Source organism: Pelagibacterium mangrovi (assembly GCF_036662815.1).
Lineage (GTDB): Bacteria > Pseudomonadota > Alphaproteobacteria > Rhizobiales > Devosiaceae > Pelagibacterium > Pelagibacterium mangrovi.
The window spans coordinates 198,574-225,336 of sequence record NZ_JBAFXA010000007.1 but is presented as its reverse complement, the minus strand read 5'-3'; the positions used below and the strand labels follow the sequence as shown (position 1 = coordinate 225,336).

Sequence of the window (26,763 nt, the reverse complement as noted above, 5' to 3'; positions counted from 1 at the left end):
AGAGGAAATGCATATTTTTGCGAAAACAGCCGTATCGGCGTTGATGGCTTGCACAGTGGCCGGCGGCGCATTGGCGCAGGAAACCGAATTCCTTGCATCGGAATGGGAATACGGCCCGCGCGATGTCGTCGAGGGCGAGGTTCCGGTTTGGAACACGGCCAAGCAGAAGATTTCCGCCGGTGAAGACCTCGTGGGCGTCACCATCGATGCGACCGACCCGCGGACCTACTGCGCCGCGGCCAATGCCGGCTATGACTTCACCTGGGTGGAAATGCAGCATCAGGCGACGAGTTGGGAATCGGTGGCGCGCATGTTTGCTTCCTGTCCCGATGCGGAAGCCGCGCACGGTATCCGCCTTGCCTATACCGACGAACGCGAAGCCCAGCACGCGCTGGATTCCGGCGCGATGGTCATCGTCTATCCGACCATCGATTCCGCGGCGGAAGCTCAGGAAGCGGTAGATTGGGTAAAGTTCCCGCCGGTTGGCCGTCACAGCCAGGGCGGTGGGCAGCGTTGGAGCATGTATGAAGATGTCGAGGGCGGCTACCGCGCCACGCTCAACGACAACATCGTCGTCATCGCCATGATCGAAACCATGGAAGGCGTCGAGGAGGTCTATGACATCGCGCAGGTCGAAGGGCTCGATGCCCTGATGATCGCCAGCGGCGACCTCGGTAATTTCTCGGGCTATGCCGAAGGTACGCCGGAATATGAATCGATCGTGGATCGCGTGTTTGACGCTGCCACTTCGAACGGATTGCAGGTGTGCGGCCCGCTGCGCTGGCGCGCCGAACGCGAAGGCTTCTCCTGCTTCCAGGCCGGCAACGAAATGTCATTGATCCGCCGGGGTGCAGAAGCGGAAGCCGAAGCGACCGCGCGTCCGCAATAAACCGAACCTCCCGACGGTGTCCCGGCCTGTGGGCCGGGGTGCCGTACCGTTATCGAGCCGGCCCCTGTTGATGTCGTGGCCGGTTCACCTGTCGACACTTGATACATCTGTGCCCCGAAGGGCCACCAAGAGGAGTGAATCATGAATATCGGATTCATCGGAACCGGAATTATGGGAACGCCGATGGCCGGCCATCTGCTCGATGCCGGTCATACCGTGTTCGTTTATGACCGGGTCAAGGTTCCTCCGGTGCTCTCCGAGAAAGGGGCGCAGGGTTGCGAGTCCTCCCGCGCCGTCGCCGAACAGTCCGACGTGATTATCGTCATGGTCCCGGACACCCCCCATGTCCAGGCGGTTCTGTTCGACGACGGCGGTCTTTACGAAGGCCTTTCAGCCGGCAAGATCGTGGTCGACATGAGCTCGATCTCTCCCATTGCGACCAAGGAATTTGCCGCCAAGGTCGCCGAAAAGGGGTGCGGCTATCTCGATGCCCCGGTTTCGGGCGGCGAGGTCGGCGCCCAGCAGGCTTCGCTCTCGATCATGGTGGGCGGTGCGCAATCGGATTTCGATATCGTCCTGCCGCTGTTCAAACTGATGGGCAAGAACATCACCCGCGTGGGTGAAGTGGGCGATGGGCAAACCGCCAAGATCGCCAACCAGATCGTCGTCGGCCTCACTATCGAGGCGGTGGCCGAAGCGCTGGTCTTTGCCTCCAAGGCGGGAGCCGATCCGGCCAGGGTCCGCGAAGCGCTGATGGGTGGTTTTGCCTCCTCGCGCATTCTCGAGGTCCATGGCGAGCGCATGGTCAAGCGTACCTTCGATCCCGGTTTCCGTATCGAGCTGCACCAGAAGGATCTCAACAACGCGCTGGATTCGGCGCGCAAACTCGATATCTCGCTGCCCGCCACCGCACTCTGCCAGCAATTGTTCAGCGCCTGCGCTGCCCATGGCGGACGCGCCTGGGATCATTCGGCCCTGATCCGGGCGCTTGAGATGCAGGCGGATCACGAAATCGCCTGATCAGTGTAGCGGTGCGTCCCGCTGAAAAGAACCGTCGGCGACAAGCCGGGGCACGGTGGGACGCTTCGAGGAGTAAGGGAGGCCGGGCGATGCTTGCCGCAGACGAGATCGGCAATCTTGATGCCGAGCAGGTTCTCAAAAGACTGTTCGATGCGGCGCTGGAAGCGGCCCTGCCGGATGGCAAGTTCGACGCCCTGCTGCCGGAGCGGCCAAAGGGGCGTACCATCGTTCTGGGGGCGGGCAAGGCTTCTGCCCGCATGGCGCGAGCCTTCGAGGACGCCTGGCAGGTGCCGTGCGAAGGTCTGGTCATCACGCGCTATGGCCATTCGGTGCCTACCCGCCACGTCCGTATCGTCGAGGCGGCCCATCCGGTGCCCGACGACGCTGGGCTTTCGGCCACGCGCGAAATCGTCGAGATGGCGCGCGGCGCGGGTCCCGACGACCTCGTGGTCGTCCTCGTCTCGGGCGGCGCGTCTTCGCTCCTGACCATGCCGGTCGAAGGGATAACCCTGGCCGACAAGCAGGAGATCAACCGCCAATTGCTGCGCTCGGGCGCGCCGATCGGGGCAATGAACGCGGTGCGCAAGGCTTTTTCGGCGGTGAAGGGCGGCAAGCTCGCCCTCGTCGCCGCGCCCGCTCGCGTCGTTACCTACATCATCTCCGACGTTCCGGGGGACGATCCGGCGACCATCGGGTCCGGGCCCTCCATCGTCGCCCACAACGACCTTGAAGAGGTGCGGGCCATTCTGCGCCGCTACCGGATCGACATTCCCTCACATGCCGAAAAAGCGTTGTTCGACAATTCCGGCGGCGTCCAGGCGGAAGAGGAAAACAACGTCCACATGATCGCCACCCCGCGCATGTCGCTCGATGCGGCCAGCCGGGAAGCCGAGCGGATGGGGATATCCCCGATCATTCTGGGTGATGCCATCGAGGGGGAGGCGCGCGAGGTCGCCGTCGCAATGGCCGGCATGGTGCGCTCGATCATCCAGTATAAGACCCCATTCGTCGCGCCCTGCGTATTGCTTTCGGGCGGGGAAACCACGGTGACGCTCAGGCCCGAAGCGATCGGGCGGGGTGGGCGCAACACGGAATTCCTGCTCGCACTCTATCTGGCCCTCAAATCGCACAGCGAAGTGGCGGCCATTGCCTGCGATACCGACGGCATCGACGGCACCGAGGACAATGCCGGGGCGTGGTTCGACCTTTCGCAGGGTGCTATCGGCAATTCCGACGTCGCGTCCTTTCTGGATCGCAACGACGCCTACAGCTATTTCCGGCAGACCGAGCGGCTTGTGGTGACGGGCCCCACCTATACCAACGTCAATGATTTCCGGGCGATATTCGTGCGCTGATCGGTCGTGCTTTGCACCTTTCACTCTCGTGATATGCCAACAGCCGCCAAATCTGATAAATTCCAAAAAACCGGCATTTCGGGGGTTTGATGACGGATATCGATCCGCGGACGTTTCTGACCGCTTTGTTTAGCTGTGCCGTCAAGGCGGCCGATCCGCGCGACGCCATCGCCGCCCATCTTCCCGAACGGCCGAAGGGACGTACTGTCGTCATCGGTGCCGGCAAGGCGGCCAGCCGCATGGCGGCGGCGCTCGAAAGCCTCTGGGATGGTCCGCTCGAAGGCGTCGTCGTCGATCGGCACGGCAAGATCACGCCTACCGAAAAGATCAAGGTTCTCCAGGCGGCCCATCCGGTGCCTGACAGGGCCGGACTTCTGGGCTCGCGCGCCCTGCTCGATGCCGTTGGCGGCCTGATCGCCGACGATCTGGTGATCGCGCTCATCTCGGGCGGCGGCTCGGCGCTTCTACCATTGCCGGGCGGCGATTTGAGCTTTGACGACGAGATCGCCGTCAACCGCGCGCTGCTGAGTTCGGGCGCGCCTATCCAGGCGATGAACACCGTCCGCAAGCACGTTTCCGGCATCAAGGGTGGACGGCTGGCCAAGGCGGCCGCGCCGGCGCGGGTGGTGTCGCTGCTGGTTTCCGACGTGGCCGGAGACAACCCGGCCATGGTCGCCTCGGGTCCCACGGTTCCCGACGCCATGACTCCCCAGGATGCTCTCGATATCATCGCCGAATACCGGATGACTTTGCCTCCTGCAGTAATGGCGCATCTGGCGTCGCCGGCCGCGATTGCCCCCAAGCCCGACGACCCGGACCTTGCGCGCAACAGCGCCGTCATCATCGCCTCGGCGCGCACATCGCTGCACGCCGCCGCCGATCTGGCACGCTCGATGGGGATCACCCCCGTGGTGCTTTCAGATGCCATCGAGGGGGAAGCCAAGGATATCGGGCGCATGCACGCCGCCATTGCGCGCGAAGTCGTCCGTTTCGACCAGCCGTTCGCAAAACCGGTCGTTGTCCTTTCGGGCGGGGAGACCACGGTGACGCTGGCAGAAGGACCATATGGCCGTGGCGGCCGCAACGGGGAGTTCCTTTTGTCGCTAGCGCGCGGCATAGAAGGCTGCGAGGGAATTCATGCCCTTTCCGCCGATACCGATGGGATCGACGGATCCGAGGACAATGCCGGCGCCTTCGCCGATGGGCAGAGCTTTTCGCGCATGCGGGCAGCGGGTATCGATCCCAAGAAGGCACTTTGCCAGCATGATGCATGGACGGCGTTTTCGGCCATAGGCGATCTGTTCGTGACCGGCCAGACGGGGACCAATGTCAACGACTTCCGGGCCATACTGATCCGCTAGGGTGAGGCTTTGACCGAGCGGTCTCCGCGCGCCCAGGGTTCGAGCACCTCGCGGGCGGCCTGTCGTCCTTTTTCGGTCAGCGTTAGTCTTTCGCCCGAGCGCGTGACGAGGCCATCGGAAAGACTTTTGGCGAGTATCGTCCGGGATTTCGCCTCGCTCCAATGCAGATGCTCGCGTAGCGCATCGGCGACGTTTTCCTCGCTGGCTTGGGGATCGTCCTCGTGGTTGAAAAGGTGTACCGCCAGCGTCCGCGCCGCGTTGTCGCCCAACCGGGCGCGGCGCCGCGCCCATTGGGCCAGAATGCCATAGCGCGGCCCCAAGGCCAGGGCGAGCGTGAAGCATATGCCCGTCATCACCGCCATCATGCCGCCGATTGAAACGTTGAGCCACACCGCGCCCCAATACCCGGCGACCGCCGATACGATCGAAATAACAACACCGATCACCAACATGACCGAGAGCCTGTCGGTCAACAGATAAGCGGCCGAAGGCGGGACGATGACGAAGGCGATGAAAAGGATTGCCCCCACAGAGTCGAACGCCGCTACCGCAGTGCCACTCAAAAGCGCCAGCAGGCCGTAAGAGAGCAGGGCCGGCGCGAAACCCAGCGCGCGCGCAAGCGCGGCGTCGAAGGTCGCAAGCTTCAATTCCTTGAAGAACAGCGTGACGAAAGCCAGGTTAAGCAGCGCCATCGCCCCCATCCAGATCACAGCCTGGGGCACCAGATAGCCGCCGATCTCATAGGTATCGAGCCAGACGAAGCCGATCTCGCCCAGAAGCACCGTGTGCTGGTCGATATGCACGTCACGGGCGAAGAGATTGATGAGCAGCACGCCGATGGAAAACAGCGCCGGGAATACCAGCCCGATCGCCGCATCGGCCTTGACGCGGCGGGTTGCGGTGAGCAGTTCGGTCAGGAACACCGTCAAAAGCCCGGTCAGCGCAGCCCCGATGATCTGCACAGGTCCCGAGGCCTGCCCGGTCAGCATCCAGACCACGATGATGCCGAAGACGATGGAATGGGAAATGGCGTCCGAAAGCATCGAGGCGCCGCGCAGGATGAGGAAGGTGCCCAGCAGCGATGCGGCGATGCCGACGAGCGCACCGGTGAGCATGATCATCGCGTCGGGGCTGTTAAAGAAGGCCGAGAGCATGGCGATCATTGGGCACTTCCTCCGGGAATGCGATCGGCCTCGGCTGCTGTGATGCCCTTTTCGGTCAGCACCCAATGCGGTGTCGGCTCGGGATGGTGGTGCGTCGCTGTGACGAGCCCACGATCAGCCAGCCGCCTCAACGCGCCGGCGGTGCCTGCCCCGTGATAGGCGTCCAGCATCGTCTGCTCGGCGGGATAGGCGGGGTCGTTATGCTCGGCGGCGAGGCGGTAGAGCGTCGAGAGCACGCGGCGGCCGCGCAATTGGCGCGAATTCTCGCGTTGGCGCAGTGCGGCAAACACCAGTCCGCGTCCCGGAGCGAACAGCAGGGAAAAGGCGACGATGGCCGAAACGGCGAGAACGATCAAAGGCCCGGTAGCCAACCCACGTCCCGTCGCGCTGATCAGGGCTCCGAACAGGCCCGAGATCATCCCGAAGAGAGCCGCGAGCCCCACCATCACGCCCAGCCGGTTCGTCCATTGCCGGGCGGCGACGGCAGGGGCGATGATCATCGCCGCCATCAGCACGACGCCCACCATCTGCAGGCCCACGACGACGGCGAGCGCGATCATCGTCGTCAACGCCGCTTCCAGCGCCAGCACGGGCAGGCCCATGGTGCGCGCGTAAGCGGGGTCGAAGGTCACGAGCTTGAATTCCTTCCAGAACAGGCAAACCAGTGCCAGCGCGACCAGGGCGATCGCGCCCATGACGTAGAGGTCCGAGCGCAGGATGGCGGCAGCCTGCCCGAAAAGGAAGGATTCGAGCCCGCCTTGCGCGGCGCTGCCGGCGTTCTGGATGTGGGTGAGCAACACGATACCGAGAGCAAAGAAGATCGAAAGCGCGATCCCGAGGCTCGCGTCGGTCTTGAGGCGTGTGGTGCGCGTCAGCGCCAGAACGATCAGCGCCGCCAGCGCGCCGGTGAGCAGCGCGCCGATGAGAATGGCCGGCAGGCTCCGCGTGCCGGCAACGAGAAACCCGATGCAGATGCCGGGCAGGGCGGCGTGGGAGAGCGTGTCTCCCAAAAGCGATTGCTTGCGCAAAACGGCAAAGCTGCCCAGGACGCCCGAGACGATGCCGAGCAGCGCCGCGCCGATCATCACGTTCTGGATGGTATAGTCTGCGAGCAGGGCGAACATGGTCAGTCCGCCGCTTGAAGGGTGGCGTCGCTGTCGATCAGCGCGATCTGTCCACCATAGGCCCGGCGCAGGTTTTCGGGCGTATAGACCTCCGAGACCGGTCCCTGCGCGATCACCCGCACGTTGAGGATCACCATCCAGTCGAAATAATCGCGCACCGTCTGGAGGTCATGGTGCACGACGATCACCGTCTTGCCCGCGTCGCGCAGCGCGTGGAGGATCTTGACTATGGCCCGTTCGGTGGTGGCGTCCACCCCCGCCATGGGTTCGTCGAGGAAATAAACGTCGGCGTCCTGCACCAGCGCGCGGGCGATAAACACCCGCTGCTGCTGGCCGCCCGAGAGCTGGCTGATCTGGCGGTCGGCGAAATCGTCCATTCCGACGCGTTCCAGAGCCGCCATAGCGCGTTCGCGCTCTGCTTTTCCGGGCCGACGCAGCCAGCCGAGCTGGCCGTAGAGCCCCATGGTTACCACGTCGAGCGCGGTGGTGGGGAAATCCCAGTCGACACTGGAGCGCTGGGGCACATAGCCCACCTTGCGCCGTTGACGCGCGTAGGGGCGGCCATGGATGGTGACATGCCCGGCGGTGGGTTTGACCAGATCGAGGATCGATTTGATGAGGGTGGATTTCCCCGCCCCATTCGGCCCGACAATCGCTGCCATGACACCGGGCGGGATATCAAAATCGATATCCCAGAGCACCGGGTTCGATTGGTAGGAAACCGTCAGGTCCTCGACATGGACCGCAAGGCCCGGCTCGTGCAAACCGTTCTCAATCTGGGGAACCATTTCTGCGCCTATCGGTCGAGTTCTGCCGGCAGATCGGGCAGCGTACCGCCCAAGGCCGAGGTGATGGAAGCGGTGTTGGAATGGATCATGCCGATATAGGTTCCCCCCGGCGTCCCCGGATCGCCCATGGCATCGGAAAAAAGCTGGCCGCCGATCTCGACGTCCTGCCCGGCCTGCCGCGCCGCCTCGATCACCGCCTGGATGGTGCGCGGATTGATCGTGGATTCAACGAAGATTGCCGGCACGCGCCGCTCGACGATCAGATCGGCCGTCTGCCGGATATCGGCGATCGCCGCTTCCGACTGGGTGGATATCCCTTGGATGCCGGCGACTTCGATGCCATAGGCGCGGCCGTAATAGGCAAAGGCGTCGTGGGCGGTGACCAGAATGCGCTGATCCTCGGGGATCGATGCTATCGCATCCTGCGCCCAGCCATGCAGCGCTGCCAGCTCGGCCTCGTAAGCTTTGGCATTGGCCGCGATGGTAGGCCCGCAATCGGGGAGCAGGGCTACGAGTTGATCGGCAATCGCCGGAACCGTCTGGGCCCAGAGCGAAACGTCCATCCACAGATGCGGATCGACCCCATAGGCATCGTCTGTCGCAATGAGATCGTCCTGGGCGATGCCCGCTTCGGCCACGGCCAGCGTCGGCACGCGTTCGGCATAGCGGGCGAAGACGTCGCCGAGCTGACCTTCGAGGCCATAGCCGGAATAAAGGATCAGGTCGGCGTGGTTGAGCGTCTGAACGTCGCGGGCCGTCGCCTGATAGAGGTGAGGATCGATCCCTGGCCCCATCATAGTCTCCACCGCTATGCAATCGCCTCCCACTGTCTGGGCTATGTTGCCGATCATGCCTACGGTGGCGACGACCGTAAGCGGGTCCTGAGCCTGGGCGGGCATGGCGATGATCAGGGCTAGGCCGGCGGAGAGGAGGGGTCTGACTGTCATGGGACTTTCACGGTCGGTGGGATATTGGGTTGAATATGACAATCATTCGCAAATGCGTCAAGCTAGTTGCGAATGATTTGCAATAAGTACGAACCAACCGCCCAAGTTCTTGGCCATGCGACGATTTCGCTTATCGTGGCGCCGTCGGCACGCGCCTATTTACGAAAGGAAGCGAGAGGTCACGCATGGGCAGACAGGACATCCACAATTCCGACGTGCCGGTTCTGTGCCGCAGTTGCGAGGTTCGCCATCGCGGGCTGTGTGGCGCGCTGGACCCCGACCAATTGCTGACGCTTTCCAGGCACACCCGCATGGTGCGCCGCCCGGCCGGCGACGAATTGATTGCCGACGACACCGAGGTCACCCGCTATGCCAATGTCATGCGCGGCGTCGTCAAGCTCTCGAAAATGCTCGAAGACGGGCGCCAGCAGGTGGTAGGGCTGCAATTCGCGCCTGATTTCCTGGGCCGTCTTTACGGCGAGCAGAGCCGGATCACCGCCGAGGCGGCGTCCGAGGTGGAACTGTGCATGGTGCCGCGCGAGGCCCTCGAAAAGCTCGTTGCCGAGCATCCGGCTCTCGAGCGTCGTCTGTTGGAACAAACGCTGCGCGAACTTGACGACGCGCGCGAATGGATGGTGACGCTCGGCCGCAAGACGGCGGCAGAGAAGGTCGCGAGCTTCCTCCATATGGTGGCGCTGCATATCGAGCCGGAAGTCGGACCCGGCGAAAAAACGCGGGCCGAATTCGATTTGCCGCTCAGCCGGGCCGATATCGCCGATTTCCTCGGCCTCACCATCGAAACCGTCTCGCGCCAGATCACGCGGTTGCGCAAGGATGGGGTGATCTCGGTCGAAAGCTACCGCAGCTTCGCCATCCCCGATCTCAAGCGTCTCGAAGCCCGCTGCGGCTGACCTCTGTAAGCCTGCCCGAGACCAGTTCGAGTTCGCGCGCCACCGCCCCTTTGGGCAGCACCGCATGGGTTGCCAGCAACACCGTGCGCCCGGCCAGTGCGTTGGGCATGTCGGAAAGAAACGCCGCTTCTGTTTCCCGGTCCAGTCCCGCCGTCGGCTCGTCGAGCAGCACGATTTGAGCAGGCGAGAGTAGCGTGCGGGCGAGGCACAGCCGCCGGGCCTGTCCGGCCGAAAGCGTCGCCCCGGTTTCCCCCACAACCGTATCGAGCCCCGCCGACAGGCCGCGCACTGTCGCTTCCAGCTTCGCCTTGGCGAGCGCGGCATAGAGCTCGGCATCACTCGCCTCGGGTCGGGCGATCAGCAGATTGTTGCGGATCGTATCGAGAAACACCGAGCTTTGCTGGCCCAGCAATGCCACATGGGCGTGGAGATCGGCCTGGGTCATGTCGCGGATATCGACATCGCCGATGCGGATCGCGCCCGCTTTTGGATCGGCGAGACGCAACAGCAGATGCAGCAGGCTCGATTTACCCACTCCGCTCACCCCGGAAATCGCGACGTGCTCGCCGGGCGCAACCGAAAGATTGAGTCCGGTCAGCACCGGCTCCCCATCGCCATAGGCGAAAACCACGCCTTCGAAAGCGACGGTGCCGTCATTGGGGCAGGGCACCGGGCGAACGGGGTCGCGCACCAAAATGGGCGTCGTCGCGATTTGCCTTAGCCGTTCGGCCGAGGCCAGCGCCGACCCCAGCTTGCCGATCGAGCGGATGATCACGGCGGTCGCCTCGAAACTTCCCAGCGCTGCGAAGACGATGCCCGCAAGGATCGGTCCTTCGATGGCACCAGCCTCATGGGCATCCAGCCCGACAAGAACAATGGCGATCAAGGCAATGCCGGTCAGCGCCTGTACGCAGGCCGCGGCAACCGATGTCGCAAGCCCTTGTCGCCGGCGCAGGCGCGAGAGCGTTTCGCTGGCCGCCTCGAAACGGCGGGAGACGAAGGCGGTTTGCCCGAAGGTGACGATATCGTCGTGGCCGGCCACCGCGTCGAGGACATGAGCCCGCAGTTCCGCAGCGGCTTCGACGGTTTCGATACCCGCCCTGCGGGTGGAAAAGGCAAGGATCGCGGGGACCACGAGCACCGACAGGACGATTGCGCAAAGATAGATCCACCCCGCCTGCGGCAGCAGCACCAGCAAAACCGCCGTTACGGCGCCGCCCAGCACCAGCGCGGCAACCAGCGGCCCGATGGCGATCAGAAACAGCGTATCGAGCGCATCGATATCGGAGGTCAGCCGCGTCACCAGATCGCCATGGCGCATCGAGCGGTCGGGCAGGGGGAGGCGCGGGAAGAGGGCGGAAAACAGCCAGCGCCGCAAATCGGACAGCAGGCGCAGCGTCGCGTTGTGACCCACCAGCTTTTCGAAATAGCGCGCGAGGATGCGGATGAAGGAAAAGCCGCGCACCGCAGCGGACGGGGCAAAGAGGTTGAACGAAACGCCCAGCGCGGTCAGCGCCGTCGCCGTCAGGAACCAGCCGGAAACGCCGAGCAGTGCCGTTCCGGCGGCCAGCGTCACCAGCGAGAGCACCAGCGCGAGCAGCAGCCCCCGCCAGTGCGGCCGGAACAGCGGGGCAAAGAACGCCAGCGCCTTCATGCCCGATCCTCCTTGCGTGTGCTGGCCGAGGCGGCGCGACGCGGCGTCGGCAGTAGCTTGCCGCCCGCCATGCGCATCACCTTATCCGCCCGCGCCGCGACGGTGCGCGAATGGGTCATGAGGATCAGCGTCCGGCCGGCGCTGAAGGCGAGCACCGCGTCGAGCGCCCCCGCTTCGGTCGTCGGATCGAGATGGGCGGTGGGTTCGTCGAGGATCACCAGCGCCGGGTCGGTAAGGAACAACCGTGCCAATCCGATCCTCTGGATCTGGCCGCCGGACAATCCATAGCCACCTTCGCCCACTAGCGTATCCAGCCCCTCGGGCATTGCATCGGCGAAGGCGTTGACCTGCGCGAGTTCCGCCGCCTTGCGGATACCCTTACGGCTGGCTGTGGGATCGGCAAGGGCGATGTTTTCGGCAATCGTGCCGGCAAAGATGTGTGGCTTCTGGCCGATTAACGCCACGCCGCCGCGCAGTTCCGCCTCGCGCCATTCGGCGAGCGGTGTGCCCCCAAGCCTGATTTCGCCCTCGAACGGAACGAGCCTTGCGATAGCGCGGGCCAGGGTGGATTTCCCGATGCCGCTCGGCCCCATGATGGCAAGGCTTTCCCCCGCCCCAAGCGCGAGATCGAGCCGGTCGAGCACCGGTTCGCCCTGCGCCATGACCGACAGGCCGTCGATGACGAGCGGCAATTGGCGCTTGCCTGGCTTGGTCTGGGCCTGCTCGGGCGCCGCCAGTGCATCGGGGTCGGCGACGATGGCCTCGATCTCGGCAAGCGCCGATTTGGCGGCGGCGCGGTCGTGATAATGGGCGGCCAACTGGCGCAGCGGAGCATAGACCTCCGGAGCCATGATCAGCGCGAACAGCCCGGCGGTGAGCGTCAGCCCCGGATTGATGCCGAGGAAACCCAGAAAGGTGAGGCCCACATAAAGCGCGACGCCGGCCACCCCAAGGGCGGCGAAGAATTCAAGGATCGCCGAGGACAGAAAGGCTATGCGCAAAACCGCGTTGGTGCGCCGGCGCAGAGCCTCACTGGCCGCATGGACTTCGCTCACCGCGTCGGCCTCGCGCCCGAACAGTTTGAGCGTCAGCAGTCCGCGCAGCCGGTCGGCGAAATGGGCCGATAGCCGCGAGAGCGCGGTTGCCTGCCTGTCGGTCGCTGCCTGCGCGCCCCAGCCGGCCAGCGCCATGAACAGCGGTATCAATGGCGCGGTGACGATGAACAGCAGCCCCACCACCCAATCGACGGGGAACAATACGACGGCAAAGGCGATGGGCAGGATAGTGGCCGAGATCATCGCGGGGAGATAACGGGCAAAGAAATTTTCCAGCCCTTCGACCTGATCGATCAGCGCGGCGCCCACAGCGCCCGATGCCGGCTTGAGATCGAGCGGATGTCGCTGGGCCAGGAGGTGCCCGAACAATCCATCGCGCAAACCCGATTTGATGCGCTCGGCCCCGATCGTTCCCGCCTGTTCGCCCAGCAATGCCAGCAACGCCCGAACGAGAACGATCGCGGCGAGAACGCCGATCAGCGGCATCACGGCGCCAAGCGATTCGCCCCCTTCGATCGTCCTCCCCAGCACCTGCGCCAGAAGCGCGGCATAGACGACGAGCATCACGCCCGAAACCAGCGGCGCGCCGATCGCGACGATCAGCGCGCGCCCGCCCATGCGCCGCAATCCCATGAGCTTGCGGGAGTTGGCGCGGTCGGCGATGGGGTCGATGGAAGAGGCCATGAGTTTACATTACCGCAAAGTGTAACGATCAGAGTGCGATATCCGGACGCGCGGCGCCTTGATCCAGGTCAAGTCAATCGCGCTATGATAGGGTATAGATCGAGAACTGTGTCGTCCTATGGCCGTGGCGTTCGACCCGGGCGACTTCATTGACCCAGGGGCAGATCACCGATGATCGACGAAACCGTCGTAAACCTCTCACGGCTGCAATTCGCTGCGACCGCGCTTTACCACTTCCTGTTCGTCCCGCTCACGCTCGGGCTCTCGTTCATGATGGCCATCATGGAGAGCACCTATGTGATGACCGGGCGCGAGATCTGGCGCAAGATGACCCTGTTCTGGGGCACACTGTTCGGCATCAATTTCGCCATGGGGGTCGCCACCGGCATCGTCATGGAATTCCAGTTCGGCATGAACTGGTCTTATTACAGCCATTACGTTGGCGACGTGTTCGGGGCCCCGCTGGCCATCGAAGGGCTGATGGCGTTCTTTCTCGAAGCCACCTTCATCGGGCTGTTCTTTTTCGGCTGGGACCGGCTTTCGAAAGTCGGTCATCTGGCCGTCACCTGGCTCGTGGCACTGGGGGCCAATTTCTCGGCGCTGTGGATTCTGATCGCCAATGGCTGGATGCAGTATCCGGTCGGGGCCGTCTTCAACCCCGATACGATGCGCATGGAAATCACCGATTTCATGGCGGTGATTTTCAATCCCGTGGCGCAGGCCAAGTTCGTCCATACGGTATCGGCGGGCTATGTCACCGGCGCGGTCTTCGTCTTCGGGGTCAGCGCGCTCTTCATGCTCAAGGGCAAGCACCAGGAGCTCGCCAAGCGCTCGATGGTGGTCGCGGCAAGCTTTGGCCTTGCCTCGGCACTGTCCGTCGTGGTCCTGGGCGACGAAAGCGGATATGCGGCCACTGAGCACCAGGTGATGAAGATCGCGGCCATCGAGGCGATGTACGAGACAGAAGCGGCTCCGGCCGGGCTCAGCCTCGTGGCCTTCCCGCTGCCCAATGGCGAGCGGTTCGATATCAAAGTTCCCTGGGTTCTGGGGCTCATCACCACCCGCTCGTTCGATACCGAAGTCCCCGGCATCCACGAGCTGGTCGAACACGCTGAGGTCCGCATCGCCAATGGGCTGCGCGCCTATGAAGCAGTGGCCGCGCTCGAAGAGAACCGGCAGGACCAGGAAGCCCGCGCGGTGATCGCCGAGGCCTGGCCCGATCTTGGCTATGCGCTCCTCCTCAAGCGCTATCGCACCGATATCGAAAACGCGACGCCCGAGGAAATCTCCATGGCCGCCGCCGATACGGTGCCCGATGTCTGGCCGTTGTTCTGGGCGTTCCGGCTCATGGTCGGGGTGGGCTTCTTCTTCATCGCCTTCTTCGCCCTGGCGTTCTGGAAGGCGTCGCGCGGCACGCTCGAGACGCACCGCTGGTTCCTCTGGGGTGCGGTGGCCGCGCTGCCACTGCCATGGCTGGCCATCGAAGCGGGCTGGATCATCGCCGAATACGGCCGACAACCATGGGCGATCGAGGGCGTCCTGCCGACCTTCTATGCGGCGTCGGGCCTGACGGTCATGGATCTGGTCCTCAGCCTCACCTTCTACGTCAGCCTCTATACGGTTCTGGCGGTCATCATGGTGTTCCTGATGGTCAAGGCCATCAAGGCCGGCCCCAAGGATTACGTCGCCCTGCTCAATGGCGAGCCCGATCCGCTCGCCACTCCCGAGCCGATGTCGGGTCGGCCCCCATCGACCGAATCCGAAGCGCACCCTCGGCCCGCCGAATAAGGAGAGCGGAAATGGATTACATTCCCATCGATTATGAAACCCTGCGGCTCATCTGGTGGGCGCTGCTCGGCATCATCCTCATCGGCTTCGCCATCCTGGGCGGCCGGGATCTGGGCATCGGCGCGATGCTGCCGGCGGTCGCCCGCACCGACGACGAGCGCCGGGTGCTGCTCAACCTCGTCGGGCCGACCTGGGAGGGCAATCAGGTTTGGCTGGTTCTGGGGGGCGGCGCGATCTTTGCGGCATGGCCACCGCTCTATGCTGTGAGCTTTTCGGGCTTCTACCTCGCCATGATCGTCATCCTTTTTGCCCTGATCCTGCGACCCGTGGGTTTCAAATATCGCGGCAAGGTCACCGATCCGCGCTGGCGCTCGACCTGGGATTGGGTGCTGTTCATCGGCGGCTTCGTGCCCGCTCTCATCTTCGGCGTGGCGATGGGCAACGCTCTCCTGGGCGCGCCGTTTAATCTCGACACCACTCTGCGCCCCTCATATCTGGGCAATTTCTTTGGGCTCCTGACCCCGTTTGCCCTGCTGTGCGGGCTCGTCAGCCTTTCTATGGTGGTCACCATGGGCGCGGCGGTCATCGCCGCGCGCACCGAGGGCGAGATTGCCGCCCGCGCCAAGCGCTATGGGGAATGGGCTGCGCTCGCCTCCATCGTGCTCTTTGCGCTGGGCGGTGTCTGGATTGCCTATGGCATTGAAGGCTATGTGGTCACCAGCACCGTCGAAACCGCGCTCCCCTCCAACCCGCTCTCCAAAACCGTCGAGCGCGAGGTCGGCGCGTGGCTGGCCAATTACGCCGCGCAGCCATGGACGATGATCGCGCCGATCCTGGGCTTTGCCGGCATGGCGGGGGCGTTTTTCGGGCTGCGGATGAAGCTCAAGACGCTCGGCGTCCTTTCGGCCGGGGTCGGGATATTCGGCATCGTCGCCACTGCTGGCGTTTCGATGTTCCCGTTCCTCCTGCCGTCCTCGCACAATCCCGGCGTCAGCCTCACGGTCTGGGATGCCTCATCGAGCCATCTCACGCTGTTCATCATGCTTGTCGTGACCGCATTCTTCCTGCCCATCATCCTGGCCTATACCGGCTGGGTCTATAAGGTGATGAGCGGGCCGGTCACCGGCAAATCGCTGTCCAAGAACCCCAACGCTTATTAGGAGGCTGACCCCGATGTGGTATTTTTCCTGGATACTCGGCGTCGGCCTCGCCTGCGCCTTCGCCATCCTCAACGCCATGTGGTTCGAGATGCGCGAAGACCGGCGTGAGGCGGAGAAGACCGACTAGGCCCCCGACATGCGCTCTGAAAAGCGGATGGTGTTGCCGAACGGATCGATGACCGTCACGGTCCATGCGTTCCACGGTGCTTCCTCGATGCCGGGGCGCAGGTTCGGATAGGCCTTGCCCGACAGCTCGGCATGAAACTCGCGCAGTCCGGTCGTTTCGACGAAGATCGCCGAGCCCGGCGTTCCGTCGCCGTGATGCTCGCTGATGTGCAGCACGAGCCCGTCGCGCGAGACCTGCATGTAGAGCGGCATGCCGGGCTCGAACCGATGCTCCCAGTCCACTGCGAAACCGAGATAGTCGATATAGAACTCGCGCGCCTTGGCTTCGCTGAACGAGCGCAGAATCGGAACCGTCCCGATAAATCGCGTCATGAATTCTCTCCCCGGTCGGATGTTTGACCGAGGTTATAGCAGGTGGGCGCCGTCAGGCGAACTTCTTGCGCGCCAGATGCACCGATGGCGGCGGAGGAACCTCACCCGGCGTCTTGCCGTCTCCCATCGGCGCGCCGAGCCCGGTGACGATGGGGATCACTCCTGCCCAGATCGGCAGGGCGTGATCCTCCTCCTCATCGACGGGCGGCCCCTGCCGCACCTTGGCCGAAGCCGCCTCGATCTCGAGCGCCAGAACGCCCGTGCCCTTGCGCTCCTTGTCGTGCATGGGCCGCACTTCCCCCCAGCGAAACGGCAGCAGGTGCTCGGTGATCAGCTTGAGCGCCTCCTCGACCTCGCCCAGATCGTCCACCATTCGCGCGTGACCATGCACGATGGCCGCGCGATAGTTCATCGAGTGATGGAACCCCGACCGCGCCGCGACGATCCCCTCGAGCAGGGTCACCGTCATGGTCAGCGGGTCGCCTTCCGCGTGCATGGCGACGATCCGCGCCTTTGACGAGCCGTGCAGGTAGATAGTCCTGCCCGATCGCGCATAGGCCATCGGGATGACCATGGGCCGCCCATCGGCGATGAATCCCACATGCCCCACCAGCCCGCAATCGAGGATGTCGTTGATGGTTTCCTCATCATAACGGGCGCGCTTGGGGTTGCGGGCCTTGGCATAGGGCGGGGGCGTGTGGATGGTCATGGCAGGTGTTCCCGGTTGCGATGAGGCCAGTATGCGCATAAACTGGTCCTTCAAAAGTTCCACTTTATTGAAAAAGAACAGTTCCAGATGATCGAAGGACTGATCGTTCTCGAACCCGGAGCCGGGCCGCTGCCGGAACAGATCTATCGCGCCATCGGAGATGCGGCGCGATCGGGGCGGCTCAAGCCGGGCACCGCGCTGCCCAGTTCCCGGCAAATGGCGGAGGGGCTGGGCATTTCACGCAACAGTGTTAATGCGGGGTATGAACTGCTGCGCGCCGATGGCGTGGTGGCGGTCAGGCAGGGCGCCGTGCCGCGTATCGTCGCGCGCGGCGAACTTGAAAGCGCCAATCTGGGCGGCGGTGCCGCCGAAGGGTGCCTTTCGGAGCGCGGCAAGGCGATCGCAGTCAATTTGCGGCCCGCGCTCGGGGGGCGCCATAGCGGCCATCTCGAGCCGGGCGCCCCCGATGAGGCGCTGTTTCCCGCCGATCTCTGGGCGCGCACTCTTCGGCGGGCGGCGCGGCTCAAATTCGGGGCCTCGGCTATTTACGGTTCAACGGAAGGGCTGCCCAAGCTCAGAACCGTGCTCGCCGATTATCTGGCGCGTCAGCGCGGCGTCAACGCCGATCCGGATCAGATCCTCATCATTCCCTCGACGCAATCAGGGCTGGCTCTGGCGGCGCGATGCCTCGCCGATCCGGGCGACACGGCGCTTGTCGAATCCCCGGGATATTTCGGTGCGCGAACGGCGTTTGCCGGAGCGGGGCTGGCGGTCCAGCCTCTCGAAGTCGATGCCCAGGGCGCCGATCCGGCGGCGATCGGCCAAGGCGCGCCGCCCCGTCTCATCTATGTCACCCCATCGCACCAATATCCCACTGGCGCCCGCATGCCGCTGCAACGGCGCATGGACTTGCTCAAGGCTGCCCGCCGGGCGGGTGCGCTGGTCCTCGAGGATGATTACGACAGCGAATTTCTCTGGCAGGGCAGGGGCATCGCCGCTCTGCAGGGGATAAGCGAGGGTTCGGAAGTGATCTATATGGGCACCACTGCCAAGAGCCTGCTGCCCGGCCTCCGCCTCGCCTATATGGTGGTGCCCCGCGCGCTTTCGGCGCCACTTGTGCAGGCCCAGCGCAATCTCGGGCTCAGGGTCAATATTCATACGCAGGCCGCTTTTGCCGAACTGATTGAAAGTGGCGCGCTCCTCACCCATTTGAAACGGATTGCGCGGATATATGAACAGCGTGGCAGACTGCTTGTCGAAACGCTGCGCGATCGGCTTTCCGGCGCCGTCGCGGCGGATATGCCCATGGGCGGGCTGCAAGCGGTCGCGCGCTTCGTCCAACCCCGCGACGATGTGGCGATTGCCGCAGCGCTCACTGCGGAAGGCTTTGAAACGCCTTCGCTTTCGAGTTATTGCGCTGGGGAGAAGCGCTTGGGCCTGATCATCGGCTTCGCCGATGCGACAGAGAAGCGCGTTACCCGTTTCGCTGATCGGTTGGAACGGCTTCTGGTTTGACATAAAGATATCTTTATGTCTTTGTATTTCTCTTCTGCGCGGTTTGATTGGAAACGCTATGTGCAACGCTCCCGGATGTACCCACGGCCACACTCATGCTCCCGCCGACGGACGCATGGGCGGCATGGCGGGTGAAGCGATTGCCGTCGAGGCCCTTCGACCCGGCAGTGGCCCCGTCCGCACCGCCAGGGAAGGCGATGAAATCCTCGCCGCGCTGACCGAAGCGGCGCGCCAGCGCATCCTCATTCTCGACGGCGCCATGGGCACCATGATCCAGCGCGAAAAGCTCACGGAAGAAAATTTCCGGGGGCAGCGCTTTGCCGATTGGCCCAAGCCCCTCCAGGGCAATAACGACCTTCTGGTTATCACCGAGCCGAAAATCATCGAGGACATCCACTACGCCTATGCCATGGCCGGCGCCGATATTCTCGAAACCAACACGTTTTCGGGCACGACCATCGCCCAGGCCGATTACGGCATGGAGGCACTCGCCTATGAGCTGAACGTCGCAGGGGCACAGGCTGCCAAGCGGGCCGCTGTTCGCGCCGAAGCGGAGGATGGCAAGCGCCGGTTCGTCGCCGGCGCGGTGGGGCCGACCAACCGCACCGCTTCGATTTCGCCCGACGTCAACAATCCCGGCTATCGTGCCACCAGCTTCGACGATCTGCGCATCGCCTATGGCGAGCAGATCGAGGGGCTGATCGATGGTGGCTCGGACATCATCCTGATCGAAACCATCTTCGATACCCTCAACGCCAAGGCCGCCGTCTTTGCCATCGAGGAGGTGTTCGAAAAGAAGGGCATCCGTCTGCCGGTGATGATTTCAGGCACCATCACTGACCTTTCGGGCCGCACCCTTTCGGGCCAGACGCCCACGGCTTTCTGGTATTCCCTGCGCCACGCCAAGCCCTTCACCATCGGGCTCAACTGCGCACTGGGCGCCAACGCCATGCGCGCGCATCTCGCCGAAATCTCCGACATCGCCGACACCTTCGTCTGCGTCTATCCCAACGCCGGCCTGCCCAATGCGTTCGGCGGTTATGACGAGACGGCCGAATTCATGGCCGAGCAGCTCGAAGGCTTTGCGCGCGACGGGTTTTTGAACGTCGTCGGCGGCTGCTGCGGCTCGACTCCCGATCACATCGCGGCCATCGTTGCGGCGGTCTCCAAATATCCGCCGCGTGCCATCCCCGAAATCGAGCCGCGCCTGCGCCTATCGGGCCTCGAACCCTTCACGCTCACCGACGATATTCCTTTCGTCAACGTGGGCGAGCGCACCAACGTCACCGGTTCGGCGCGCTTTAAAAAGCTCATCAAGTCGGGCGATTACGCCGCGGCCCTCGATGTGGCTCGCGATCAGGTCGAAAACGGCGCGCAGGTCATCGACATCAACATGGACGAGGGCCTGATCGACAGCCAACAGGTGATCGTCGAGTACCTCAACCTCGTCGCCTCCGAGCCCGATATCGCGCGCGTGCCCATCATGGTCGACTCCTCGAAATGGGAGGTGATCGAGGCGGGGCTCAAGTGCATCCAAGGCAAAGCTATCGTCAACTCGATCTCGATGAAGGAGGGCGAGGACAAGTTCCGCGAGCAAGCCCGCCTCTGCCGCCTCTATGGCGCCGCCGTGGTCGTCATGGCGTTCGACGAGACCGGGCAGGCCGACACCCAGCAGCGCAAGGTGGAAATCTGCACCCGCGCCTATCGTATCCTTGTCGATGAAGTGGGCTTTCCGCCCGAGGACATCATCTTCGATCCGAACATCTTCGCCATCGCGACGGGTATAGAAGAGCACGACAATTACGGTGTCGATTTCATCGAGGCGACCCGCGAGATCGTTGCCACCCTGCCGCACGTCCACATTTCGGGCGGCGTTTCGAACCTCTCGTTCTCGTTCAGGGGCAATGAGCCGGTGCGCGAGGCGATGCACGCGGTGTTCCTCTACCACGCCATCAAGGCGGGTATGGACATGGGCATCGTCAACGCCGGCCAGCTTGCGGTTTACGAATCCATCGATCCCGAACTGCGCGAGACCTGCGAGGACGTGGTCCTCAACCGCCGGTCCGACGCCACCGAACGCATGCTCGACCTTGCCGAACGCTACAAGGGGCAGGGCGGCAAGGAAGCGAAAGCCAAGGACCTCTCCTGGCGCGAAAAGCCGGTGGGCGAGCGCATTTCGCATGCGCTGGTCAACGGCATCACCGAATATATTGTTGCCGATACCGAGGAAGCTCGCCAGAGCTTCCCCCGCCCGCTTCACGTCATCGAAGGCCCATTGATGGACGGCATGAATATCGTGGGCGAGCTGTTCGGCTCGGGCAAGATGTTCCTGCCCCAGGTGGTCAAATCGGCCCGCGTTATGAAGCAGGCCGTCGCCTATCTCCTTCCCTTCATGGAGGCGGAGGCCGATGGCGCGCGCCAGAGCGCGGGCAAGATCCTTATGGCAACCGTCAAGGGCGACGTGCACGATATCGGCAAGAACATCGTCGGCGTGGTCCTCGCCTGCAACAATTACGAGATCATCGATCTGGGCGTCATGGTGCCCAGCCAGAAGATTCTCGAAATCGCGCGCGAAGAAAAGGTCGATGTGATCGGGCTGTCCGGCCTCATCACCCCCTCGCTCGACGAGATGGCCCATGTCGCCGCCGAAATGGAGCGCGAAGGCTTCGATATTCCCCTGCTGATCGGCGGGGCGACGACCTCGCGTGTCCACACGGCGGTCAAGATCAACCCGCGCTACAATCGCGGCACCACGGTTTACGTCAAGGACGCTTCGCTGGCCGTCAACGTGGTCTCCAAGCTGCTCTCGAAAGAAGCGGCCAATGATTACGTCAAGACCATCAAGCAGGAATACGAAACCGTCGCCGAAAAGCACAGAAAGGGCGAAGCCGCCAAGCAGCGCACGAGTCTGCAAGCGGCGCGCGACAATTCCTACAAGCCCGATTGGTCTGGCTATACGCCCAAGGCGCCGAGCTTTCTGGGCACGAAAGCCTATCAGGATTGGGATTTGGCCGAGCTGGCCCGCTATATCGACTGGACTCCGTTCTTCCAGGCCTGGGAGTTCAAGGGCACCTATCCCAAAATCCTCGACGATCCCCGTCAGGGTGAGGCTGTGCGCCAATTGTTCACCGACGCGCAGGCCATGCTCAAGCGCATCATCGATGAAAAGTGGTTCACGCCCAAGGCGGTGGTCGGCTTCTGGCCCGCCAACCGGTCGGGCGACGATATCGCGCTGTTTACCGACGAAACCCGCACCGAAGAACTGGCCAAATTCTTCACCCTGCGCCAGCAGCTTTCCAAATCCGGCGACAAGCCCAATGTCGCGCTTGCCGATTTCATGGCCGAGGCTGGCATGCCCGACTATCTGGGCGGCTTCTGCGTCACCGCCGGTTTCGAGGAAATCGAGATCGCCGACCGGTTCGACCAGGAGAACGACAATTACTCCTCGATCCTGGTCAAGGCTCTGGCAGACCGCTTCGCGGAAGCCTTTGCCGAGCGGCTGCACGAAGTGGTGCGCACCGAACTCTGGGGCTATTCGCACGAAGCCTACGCCCCCGAGGAGCTGATCGCCGAACCCTATGACGGCATCCGCCCCGCGCCCGGCTATCCCGCCCAGCCCGACCACACCGAAAAGACCACGCTCTTCAAGCTGCTCGACGCCGAAAAGGAAATCGGCGTCAAGCTCACCGAAAGCTACGCCATGTGGCCGGGCTCCTCGGTTTCCGGGCTCTATCTTGCCCATCCCGAGAGCTATTATTTCGGCGTCGCCAAGGTCGAACGCGATCAGGTTGAGGACTACGCCGCCCGCAAGGGCATGGTCATCGAAGAGATCGAACGCTGGCTCGGCCCGGTGCTCAACTATATCCCGGGCGCGGAAAAGGCGGCGGGGTAGGGGAGTAACCTTTGCCCCAAACCGAGTGTCATTCCGGGACTTGTTCCCGGAATCCAGCCCTAGCGCCTGCCAGGGCAACCAACCTCCGCGCCCATCTCGACATCGCCCGTCCAACTCACTATGAAGCCATGTATATTTACATGACCTCATGGTTGATATGCCCAGTTTCATCCTGACCCTGTCCTGCGCCGACAAGCCCGGGATCGTTGCCGGCGTGACCAGCGAATTGTTCTCCCTTGGCGCCAACATCGCCGAATCCAACCAGTTCTGGGACCGCGACACCGGCAAGTTCTTCATGCGCATCGCCTTTACCGCCCCCGAAGGCGTGGATAAGGACGCTATCGAACGCGCGCTCAAGCCCGTCACCGCGCGCTTCGATATGAAGACCGCCATCGCCGACGAAAGTCGTCCGCCGCGCATGGTGATCATGGTCTCCAAATTCGACCACGCGCTGCGGCATCTGCTCTACCAGATCAAGGTGGGCTGGCTGCATGCCGAGGTTGCCGCGATCATTTCCAATCATGAAGAGGCCCGCGCCATTGCCGAGGCCGACGGTATCCCGTTCCATTACCTGCCCATGGCCAAGGGCGAGAAGGCCGCGCAGGAAGCGCAGGTGCTGGGCATCGTTAAGGCCGCCGATGCCGATCTCGTGGTCCTAGCGCGCTACATGCAAATCCTCTCAGACCAGCTCTCGACGCGCCTGTTCGGCAAGGTGATCAACATCCACCATTCCTTCCTGCCGAGCTTCAAGGGCGCCAAACCCTATCACCAGGCGCATGAGCGGGGCGTCAAGATCATCGGCGCGACGGCCCATTACGTGACGCCCGATCTCGATGAAGGCCCGATCATCGAGCAGGAAACGGCGCGCGTCACTCACGCCATGAGTCCTGATGACCTGATCGCCGTCGGCCGCGACATCGAAAGCCGGGTCCTGGCCCGCGCCGTGAAATCGCATCTGGAAAACCGCGTCATGCTCAACGGCCACAAGACGGTGGTTTTCGCCTAAAGGAACTCGCCATGACCGCAAAAATCATCGACGGCAAGGCCGTCGCCGCTTCGGCCATCGAACGGATCAAGGCTGGCTCTGCCGCCTTCACCGCCACAAACGGCACCCCGCCGGGTCTTGCCGTGGTGCTGGTGGGCGAAGACCCCGCCAGCCAGGTCTATGTCGCTTCCAAGGGCAAGATGGCCAAGGAATGCGGCTTCCACTCGGTCCAGCACACATTGCCCGCCGATACCACGCAAGCCGATCTCCTGGCTCTCATCGCGCAATTGAACGCCGATCCCGCCATTCACGGCATCCTCGTCCAGCTCCCACTGCCCGCCCATCTTGATGAGCGTACCACAATCAGCGCGCTCGATCCCGCCAAGGATGTGGACGGGTTGCACGATATCTCCATCGGCCGGCTCGCCTCGGGCCAGATTGACCGCACGTTGGTGCCCTGCACGCCCAAGGGCTGCATGGAACTGCTGGCCACAATCCACCCCGAAGGCCTGTCCGGTCTCGACGCAGTGGTCATCGGCCGCTCAAATCTGGTCGGTCGCCCCGTTGCTGCGCTGCTCCAGCACGCCAATGCTACGGTCACCGTCGCCCATTCGCGCACCCGCGACCTGCCGGCTCTCGTCGGCCGCGCCGATCTCGTCGTTGCCGCCATCGGCCGTCCCGAATTCATCAAGGGCGAGTGGGTCAAGCCCGGCGCAACGGTGATCGATGTGGGGATCAACCGTATCCCGGCGCCCGAAAAGGGCGAGGGCAAGACCCGGCTGGTGGGCGATGTCGAATTCGCAACCGCCGAAATGCGGGCAGGGGCCATTACCCCGGTTCCCGGCGGCGTCGGCCCCATGACCATCGCCATGCTCATGGATAACACGCTGCTTGCCGCCCGCCATGGCGACAAAAGCTGAATCGTTTGATCTGGATCAAATTCGTCCAGCCGAAACAGGAGCATAACGGTCCCGTCAATCAGTGATGGAGACCCAAATGCCTGTTGAAACAATCATCGCGGTCGTCGGCGTCATCGCCATTTTCGGTCTCTTCGGCGTGGCCGTGGGCTATGCCAGCATCGTCGGCAACGATAGGGCGATCACGCTCGAAGAGGAACGCGCCGCGCGCGTTTAGGAACGGCCTATTCGCGCGCCGGCCGGCTCATCGCCATCGGCGTGCGCAATCCGATACGCTGGGCAACATAAAGGTGCTCGATATCTGGCGCCGCGATCTGGGCTTGAGAAGGTGGTCGCGAAGCGGTCGGATGAGGGGTGCGCAGCCTTTGCAAAACCCGCCAGAGCCGGCGAAGCACCCTCTACCGCCCCAACCCCGCCCCCGGCATCAGCGTCTGTATCGCCATGAACCGCCCGAAATCCTTATCCTCCCGCCGCGACCACGCCGTTTCCGCGATCGCCGACAGCCTCGGATAGACCAGATGGTCGAACAGCTTCCGGTCGGCCAGATTTTCGCTCCACAGACACGATTGCACGCCCATCAGCTTGTCCTGCACCGTCGCCGGCCAGTCATGGGCTGGATCGAACGCATAGCAGGTCTCGACGCTCACCGTCCCCGCCCAACTCGCGCCCGGCTCCCACCATTCGTCCGATTGCGCCATGTCGAAATATGCGTATTCCGCCGGGGCTAACACCACGTCATATCCGGCCAGAGCCAGATCGCGCCCGCTTTCCGATTTCTTCCACGCCACGAGATAGGAGCGTTCCGCATTGACCCCGCCGCCCAGCGCCGCCTCTTCCCAGGCCCCGGTCTGCTTGCCGTATTTTTCCAGCAGCGACTGAATGCGCTTCAAGAAATACGATTGCAGTTCGAACGTCCCCTGCCACCCATTTGGCCCCTGCATGGATTTGGCTTGCGGCGAGCCAGACCACGCGTTGTCGGCCACCTCGTCGCCCCCGATATGGATCCACGGCGCAGGAAACAAATCCACCAGCGTCCGGATCACCGCATCGAGAAACCGATAGGTTTCCTCGAGCGCCGGGTTGAGCGCGTTGTTGGGAAAATACTGCACTGAACGGTAGATGCCGGTTTCCTCTGGGTCGGCCAGTTGCGGCAGCGCCTTGATCACGCAATAGCAATGGCCCGGAATGTCGATTTCCGGGATGGTCTCAATCCCCAGCGCCAGCCCGTATTCGACAAACTCCCGCATGTCGTCGGCCCGATAGACCATCCCGTGCTTTTCGAACGGGCTGCCCAGCAGCGGCGGCAGCAATTCGCCCGGCCCGCGCCAAGCGGCCTTTTCCGCCAGCTCGGGATATTCGAGCACGTCGAGCCGCCAGCCCTCGTCGTCATTGAGATGGATATGGAAACGGTTGAGCTTGTTCCACGCCATGGTGTCGAGGAATGCCTCGATCTCAGCGACCGTATAAACCTGCCGCGCCACGTCGAGATGGCTGCCCCGCCAGCCAAAACGTGGCGCGTCTGTGATCGTGCCCCCGGCTGGAAACACGAAATCTTCGGGATGCTCCCGCGCGCCCCGCAGCATCTGTGCGAGCGTGATGAAGCCATGCCGAAACCCATGCTTATCGCCGGCCGAAAGCGTCACGTTCTCCCCGAACGCAATCTCGTAACCACCCGCCATCAGTCCGGTCTTTTGGGTGCAGGCAACGTCCAATCCCTCACCCAGCAATTTCTCTCCGGGGAACAGTCTGCCGGCCAGCGCCGAAACCGTTTCATAGGCCGTTCGCGCCATATCCGGCCCGCTGCCGAACCCGATCGCCTCCGGCAGGTCGCGACTGCCTGTAACGCTGATCCCGGCGGGAAAGGGGATGACGCTCACCGTCGTTTCCCCGTCAGGCAATGGCCGGCGTTCAGGATGCGCGATGGTCGGGTTTCCCGCCTCGCCCCTCAGCGTCATCGGCGTGTTTTCCGGGATCACCATCGTCCCATCGTCCAGCGTCACCGCCGCCGATTTCGGCCCATAGGTGTAGTGCCGCAGCGTATGGCTGATCTGGGTCGCGACGATTTCCCACCGCCCGCCCGGCTCCAGCACGAACCCATTCTCGGGCGCCAGCACATGGTTGTTGGAAAGCTGATCGACCAGACGCGCGCCCTCGATGGGACTGCCGGGTTTGATCCTGAACAGCGAGGTCACGGTGAGCGTAAAGCCGGAAACCGGCACCTCCCCGGTATTGACCAGCGTGATCGCCAGCCGTCCGGGCGTCGCGATTTCGGGGTTCCAATCCGCTTGGAGGCGGAACGAGGGCGTGGGCATGGTTGAGCAACCTTGATTTTGGTGTTCGGAAATTTG

22 protein-coding genes are annotated in these 26,763 nt (G+C 63.4%); 13 read left to right on the top strand and 9 right to left on the bottom strand.

The features are described from left to right. Nucleotides 1–7: 7 nt before the first annotated feature. The 4 genes from V4T21_RS14115 (at nucleotide 8) to V4T21_RS14100 (ending at nucleotide 4,625) form a co-directional block, all read left to right on the top strand. Nucleotides 8–889, top strand: a complete 882-nt coding sequence (locus V4T21_RS14115; protein WP_332717892.1) for an HpcH/HpaI aldolase family protein — start codon at nucleotides 8–10, stop codon at nucleotides 887–889. A 138-nt stretch (nucleotides 890–1,027) separates the two neighbouring features. Further along, nucleotides 1,028–1,909, top strand: a complete 882-nt coding sequence (locus V4T21_RS14110; RefSeq protein WP_332718002.1) for a 2-hydroxy-3-oxopropionate reductase — start codon at nucleotides 1,028–1,030, stop codon at nucleotides 1,907–1,909. Between the two features lie 89 nt (nucleotides 1,910–1,998). Then, complete coding sequence (locus V4T21_RS14105; protein WP_332717890.1) at nucleotides 1,999–3,264, top strand: glycerate kinase type-2 family protein; 1,266 nt, start codon at nucleotides 1,999–2,001, stop codon at nucleotides 3,262–3,264. Between the two features lie 89 nt (nucleotides 3,265–3,353). Beyond that, nucleotides 3,354–4,625, top strand: a complete 1,272-nt coding sequence (locus tag V4T21_RS14100; protein WP_332717888.1) for a glycerate kinase type-2 family protein — start codon at nucleotides 3,354–3,356, stop codon at nucleotides 4,623–4,625. Here V4T21_RS14100 and V4T21_RS14095 read toward each other — a convergent pair. The 4 genes from V4T21_RS14095 to V4T21_RS14080 are packed head-to-tail and all read right to left on the bottom strand — an operon-like array spanning nucleotide 4,622 to nucleotide 8,647. Continuing rightward, the gene (locus V4T21_RS14095; protein ID WP_332717886.1) at nucleotides 4,622–5,788 is read right to left on the bottom strand and encodes a metal ABC transporter permease; all 1,167 of its coding nucleotides are present in this window, start codon (nucleotides 5,786–5,788) and stop codon (nucleotides 4,622–4,624) included. The two genes, V4T21_RS14100 and V4T21_RS14095, sit on opposite strands and share 4 nt — an antisense overlap. Further along, nucleotides 5,785–6,912, bottom strand: a complete 1,128-nt coding sequence (locus V4T21_RS14090) for a metal ABC transporter permease (protein ID WP_332717884.1) — start codon at nucleotides 6,910–6,912, stop codon at nucleotides 5,785–5,787. Before V4T21_RS14090 ends, V4T21_RS14095 begins: the two co-directional genes overlap by 4 nt. A 2-nt stretch (nucleotides 6,913–6,914) precedes the next feature. Further along, nucleotides 6,915–7,700 (bottom strand): metal ABC transporter ATP-binding protein, encoded by a 786-nt coding sequence (locus V4T21_RS14085; RefSeq protein ID WP_332717882.1) that lies wholly within the window; start codon nucleotides 7,698–7,700, stop codon nucleotides 6,915–6,917. An 8-nt stretch (nucleotides 7,701–7,708) separates the two neighbouring features. Next, a complete protein-coding gene (locus V4T21_RS14080; protein ID WP_332717880.1) occupies nucleotides 7,709–8,647 on the bottom strand; it encodes a metal ABC transporter solute-binding protein, Zn/Mn family in 939 nt (312 codons plus the stop codon). Between the two features lie 185 nt (nucleotides 8,648–8,832). Between V4T21_RS14080 and V4T21_RS14075 the strand changes: the two genes are divergently transcribed. After that, nucleotides 8,833–9,558 carry a Crp/Fnr family transcriptional regulator gene (locus V4T21_RS14075; protein WP_332717878.1) on the top strand — a complete coding sequence of 242 codons (726 nt, stop codon included), beginning with the start codon at nucleotides 8,833–8,835 and terminating at the stop codon, nucleotides 9,556–9,558. Here the strand turns inward: V4T21_RS14075 and cydC are convergent. Then, complete coding sequence (gene cydC / locus V4T21_RS14070) at nucleotides 9,530–11,212, bottom strand: thiol reductant ABC exporter subunit CydC (RefSeq protein WP_332717876.1); 1,683 nt, start codon at nucleotides 11,210–11,212, stop codon at nucleotides 9,530–9,532. The two genes, V4T21_RS14075 and cydC, sit on opposite strands and share 29 nt — an antisense overlap. Beyond that, a complete protein-coding gene (cydD, locus tag V4T21_RS14065) occupies nucleotides 11,209–12,951 on the bottom strand; it encodes a thiol reductant ABC exporter subunit CydD (RefSeq protein WP_332717874.1) in 1,743 nt (580 codons plus the stop codon). Before cydD ends, cydC begins: the two co-directional genes overlap by 4 nt. Nucleotides 12,952–13,122: 171 nt before the next feature. Between cydD and V4T21_RS14060 the strand changes: the two genes are divergently transcribed. Genes V4T21_RS14060 through cydX form a run of 3 tightly spaced genes read left to right on the top strand, consistent with a single transcriptional unit; the run spans nucleotide 13,123 to nucleotide 16,026 of the window. Continuing rightward, nucleotides 13,123–14,739, top strand: a complete 1,617-nt coding sequence (locus V4T21_RS14060) for a cytochrome ubiquinol oxidase subunit I (RefSeq protein ID WP_332717872.1) — start codon at nucleotides 13,123–13,125, stop codon at nucleotides 14,737–14,739. An 11-nt stretch (nucleotides 14,740–14,750) separates the two neighbouring features. Further along, a complete protein-coding gene (gene cydB / locus V4T21_RS14055) occupies nucleotides 14,751–15,899 on the top strand; it encodes a cytochrome d ubiquinol oxidase subunit II (RefSeq protein WP_332717870.1) in 1,149 nt (382 codons plus the stop codon). A gap of 13 nt (nucleotides 15,900–15,912) precedes the next feature. Next, nucleotides 15,913–16,026: a cytochrome bd-I oxidase subunit CydX gene (cydX, locus tag V4T21_RS14050; protein WP_332717868.1), complete on the top strand. Its 114-nt coding sequence runs from the start codon at nucleotides 15,913–15,915 to the stop codon at nucleotides 16,024–16,026. On the opposite strand, the gene V4T21_RS14045 is transcribed toward cydX, so the two are convergent. Next, nucleotides 16,023–16,397, bottom strand: a complete 375-nt coding sequence (locus tag V4T21_RS14045) for a glyoxalase superfamily protein (RefSeq protein ID WP_332717866.1) — start codon at nucleotides 16,395–16,397, stop codon at nucleotides 16,023–16,025. The genes cydX and V4T21_RS14045 overlap by 4 nt on opposite strands. Before the next feature lie 52 nt (nucleotides 16,398–16,449). After that, nucleotides 16,450–17,106, bottom strand: a complete 657-nt coding sequence (locus tag V4T21_RS14040) for a pyridoxamine 5'-phosphate oxidase family protein (RefSeq protein ID WP_332717864.1) — start codon at nucleotides 17,104–17,106, stop codon at nucleotides 16,450–16,452. A gap of 87 nt (nucleotides 17,107–17,193) precedes the next feature. On the opposite strand from V4T21_RS14040, the gene pdxR reads away from it, so the two are divergent. The 5 genes from pdxR to V4T21_RS14015 all read left to right on the top strand — a co-directional run bounded on the left by pdxR (nucleotide 17,194) and on the right by V4T21_RS14015 (nucleotide 24,632). Then, the gene (gene pdxR / locus V4T21_RS14035) at nucleotides 17,194–18,621 is read left to right on the top strand and encodes a MocR-like pyridoxine biosynthesis transcription factor PdxR (protein WP_332717862.1); all 1,428 of its coding nucleotides are present in this window, start codon (nucleotides 17,194–17,196) and stop codon (nucleotides 18,619–18,621) included. 58 nt (nucleotides 18,622–18,679) lie between these two features. Next, a complete protein-coding gene (metH, locus tag V4T21_RS14030; RefSeq protein ID WP_332717860.1) occupies nucleotides 18,680–22,513 on the top strand; it encodes a methionine synthase in 3,834 nt (1,277 codons plus the stop codon). Nucleotides 22,514–22,670: 157 nt separating this feature from the next. Further along, nucleotides 22,671–23,519 carry a formyltetrahydrofolate deformylase gene (gene purU / locus V4T21_RS14025; RefSeq protein WP_332717858.1) on the top strand — a complete coding sequence of 283 codons (849 nt, stop codon included), beginning with the start codon at nucleotides 22,671–22,673 and terminating at the stop codon, nucleotides 23,517–23,519. Between the two features lie 11 nt (nucleotides 23,520–23,530). Continuing rightward, complete coding sequence (gene folD, locus V4T21_RS14020; RefSeq protein WP_332717856.1) at nucleotides 23,531–24,418, top strand: bifunctional methylenetetrahydrofolate dehydrogenase/methenyltetrahydrofolate cyclohydrolase FolD; 888 nt, start codon at nucleotides 23,531–23,533, stop codon at nucleotides 24,416–24,418. 76 nt (nucleotides 24,419–24,494) lie between these two features. Next, nucleotides 24,495–24,632 (top strand): hypothetical protein, encoded by a 138-nt coding sequence (locus tag V4T21_RS14015; protein WP_332717854.1) that lies wholly within the window; start codon nucleotides 24,495–24,497, stop codon nucleotides 24,630–24,632. 181 nt (nucleotides 24,633–24,813) lie between these two features. Here the strand turns inward: V4T21_RS14015 and V4T21_RS14010 are convergent, their stop codons facing one another. Next, nucleotides 24,814–26,727, bottom strand: coding sequence for a beta-N-acetylhexosaminidase (locus V4T21_RS14010; RefSeq protein ID WP_332717852.1), 1,914 nt, complete (start codon nucleotides 26,725–26,727; stop codon nucleotides 24,814–24,816). Nucleotides 26,728–26,763: the final 36 nt, after the last annotated feature.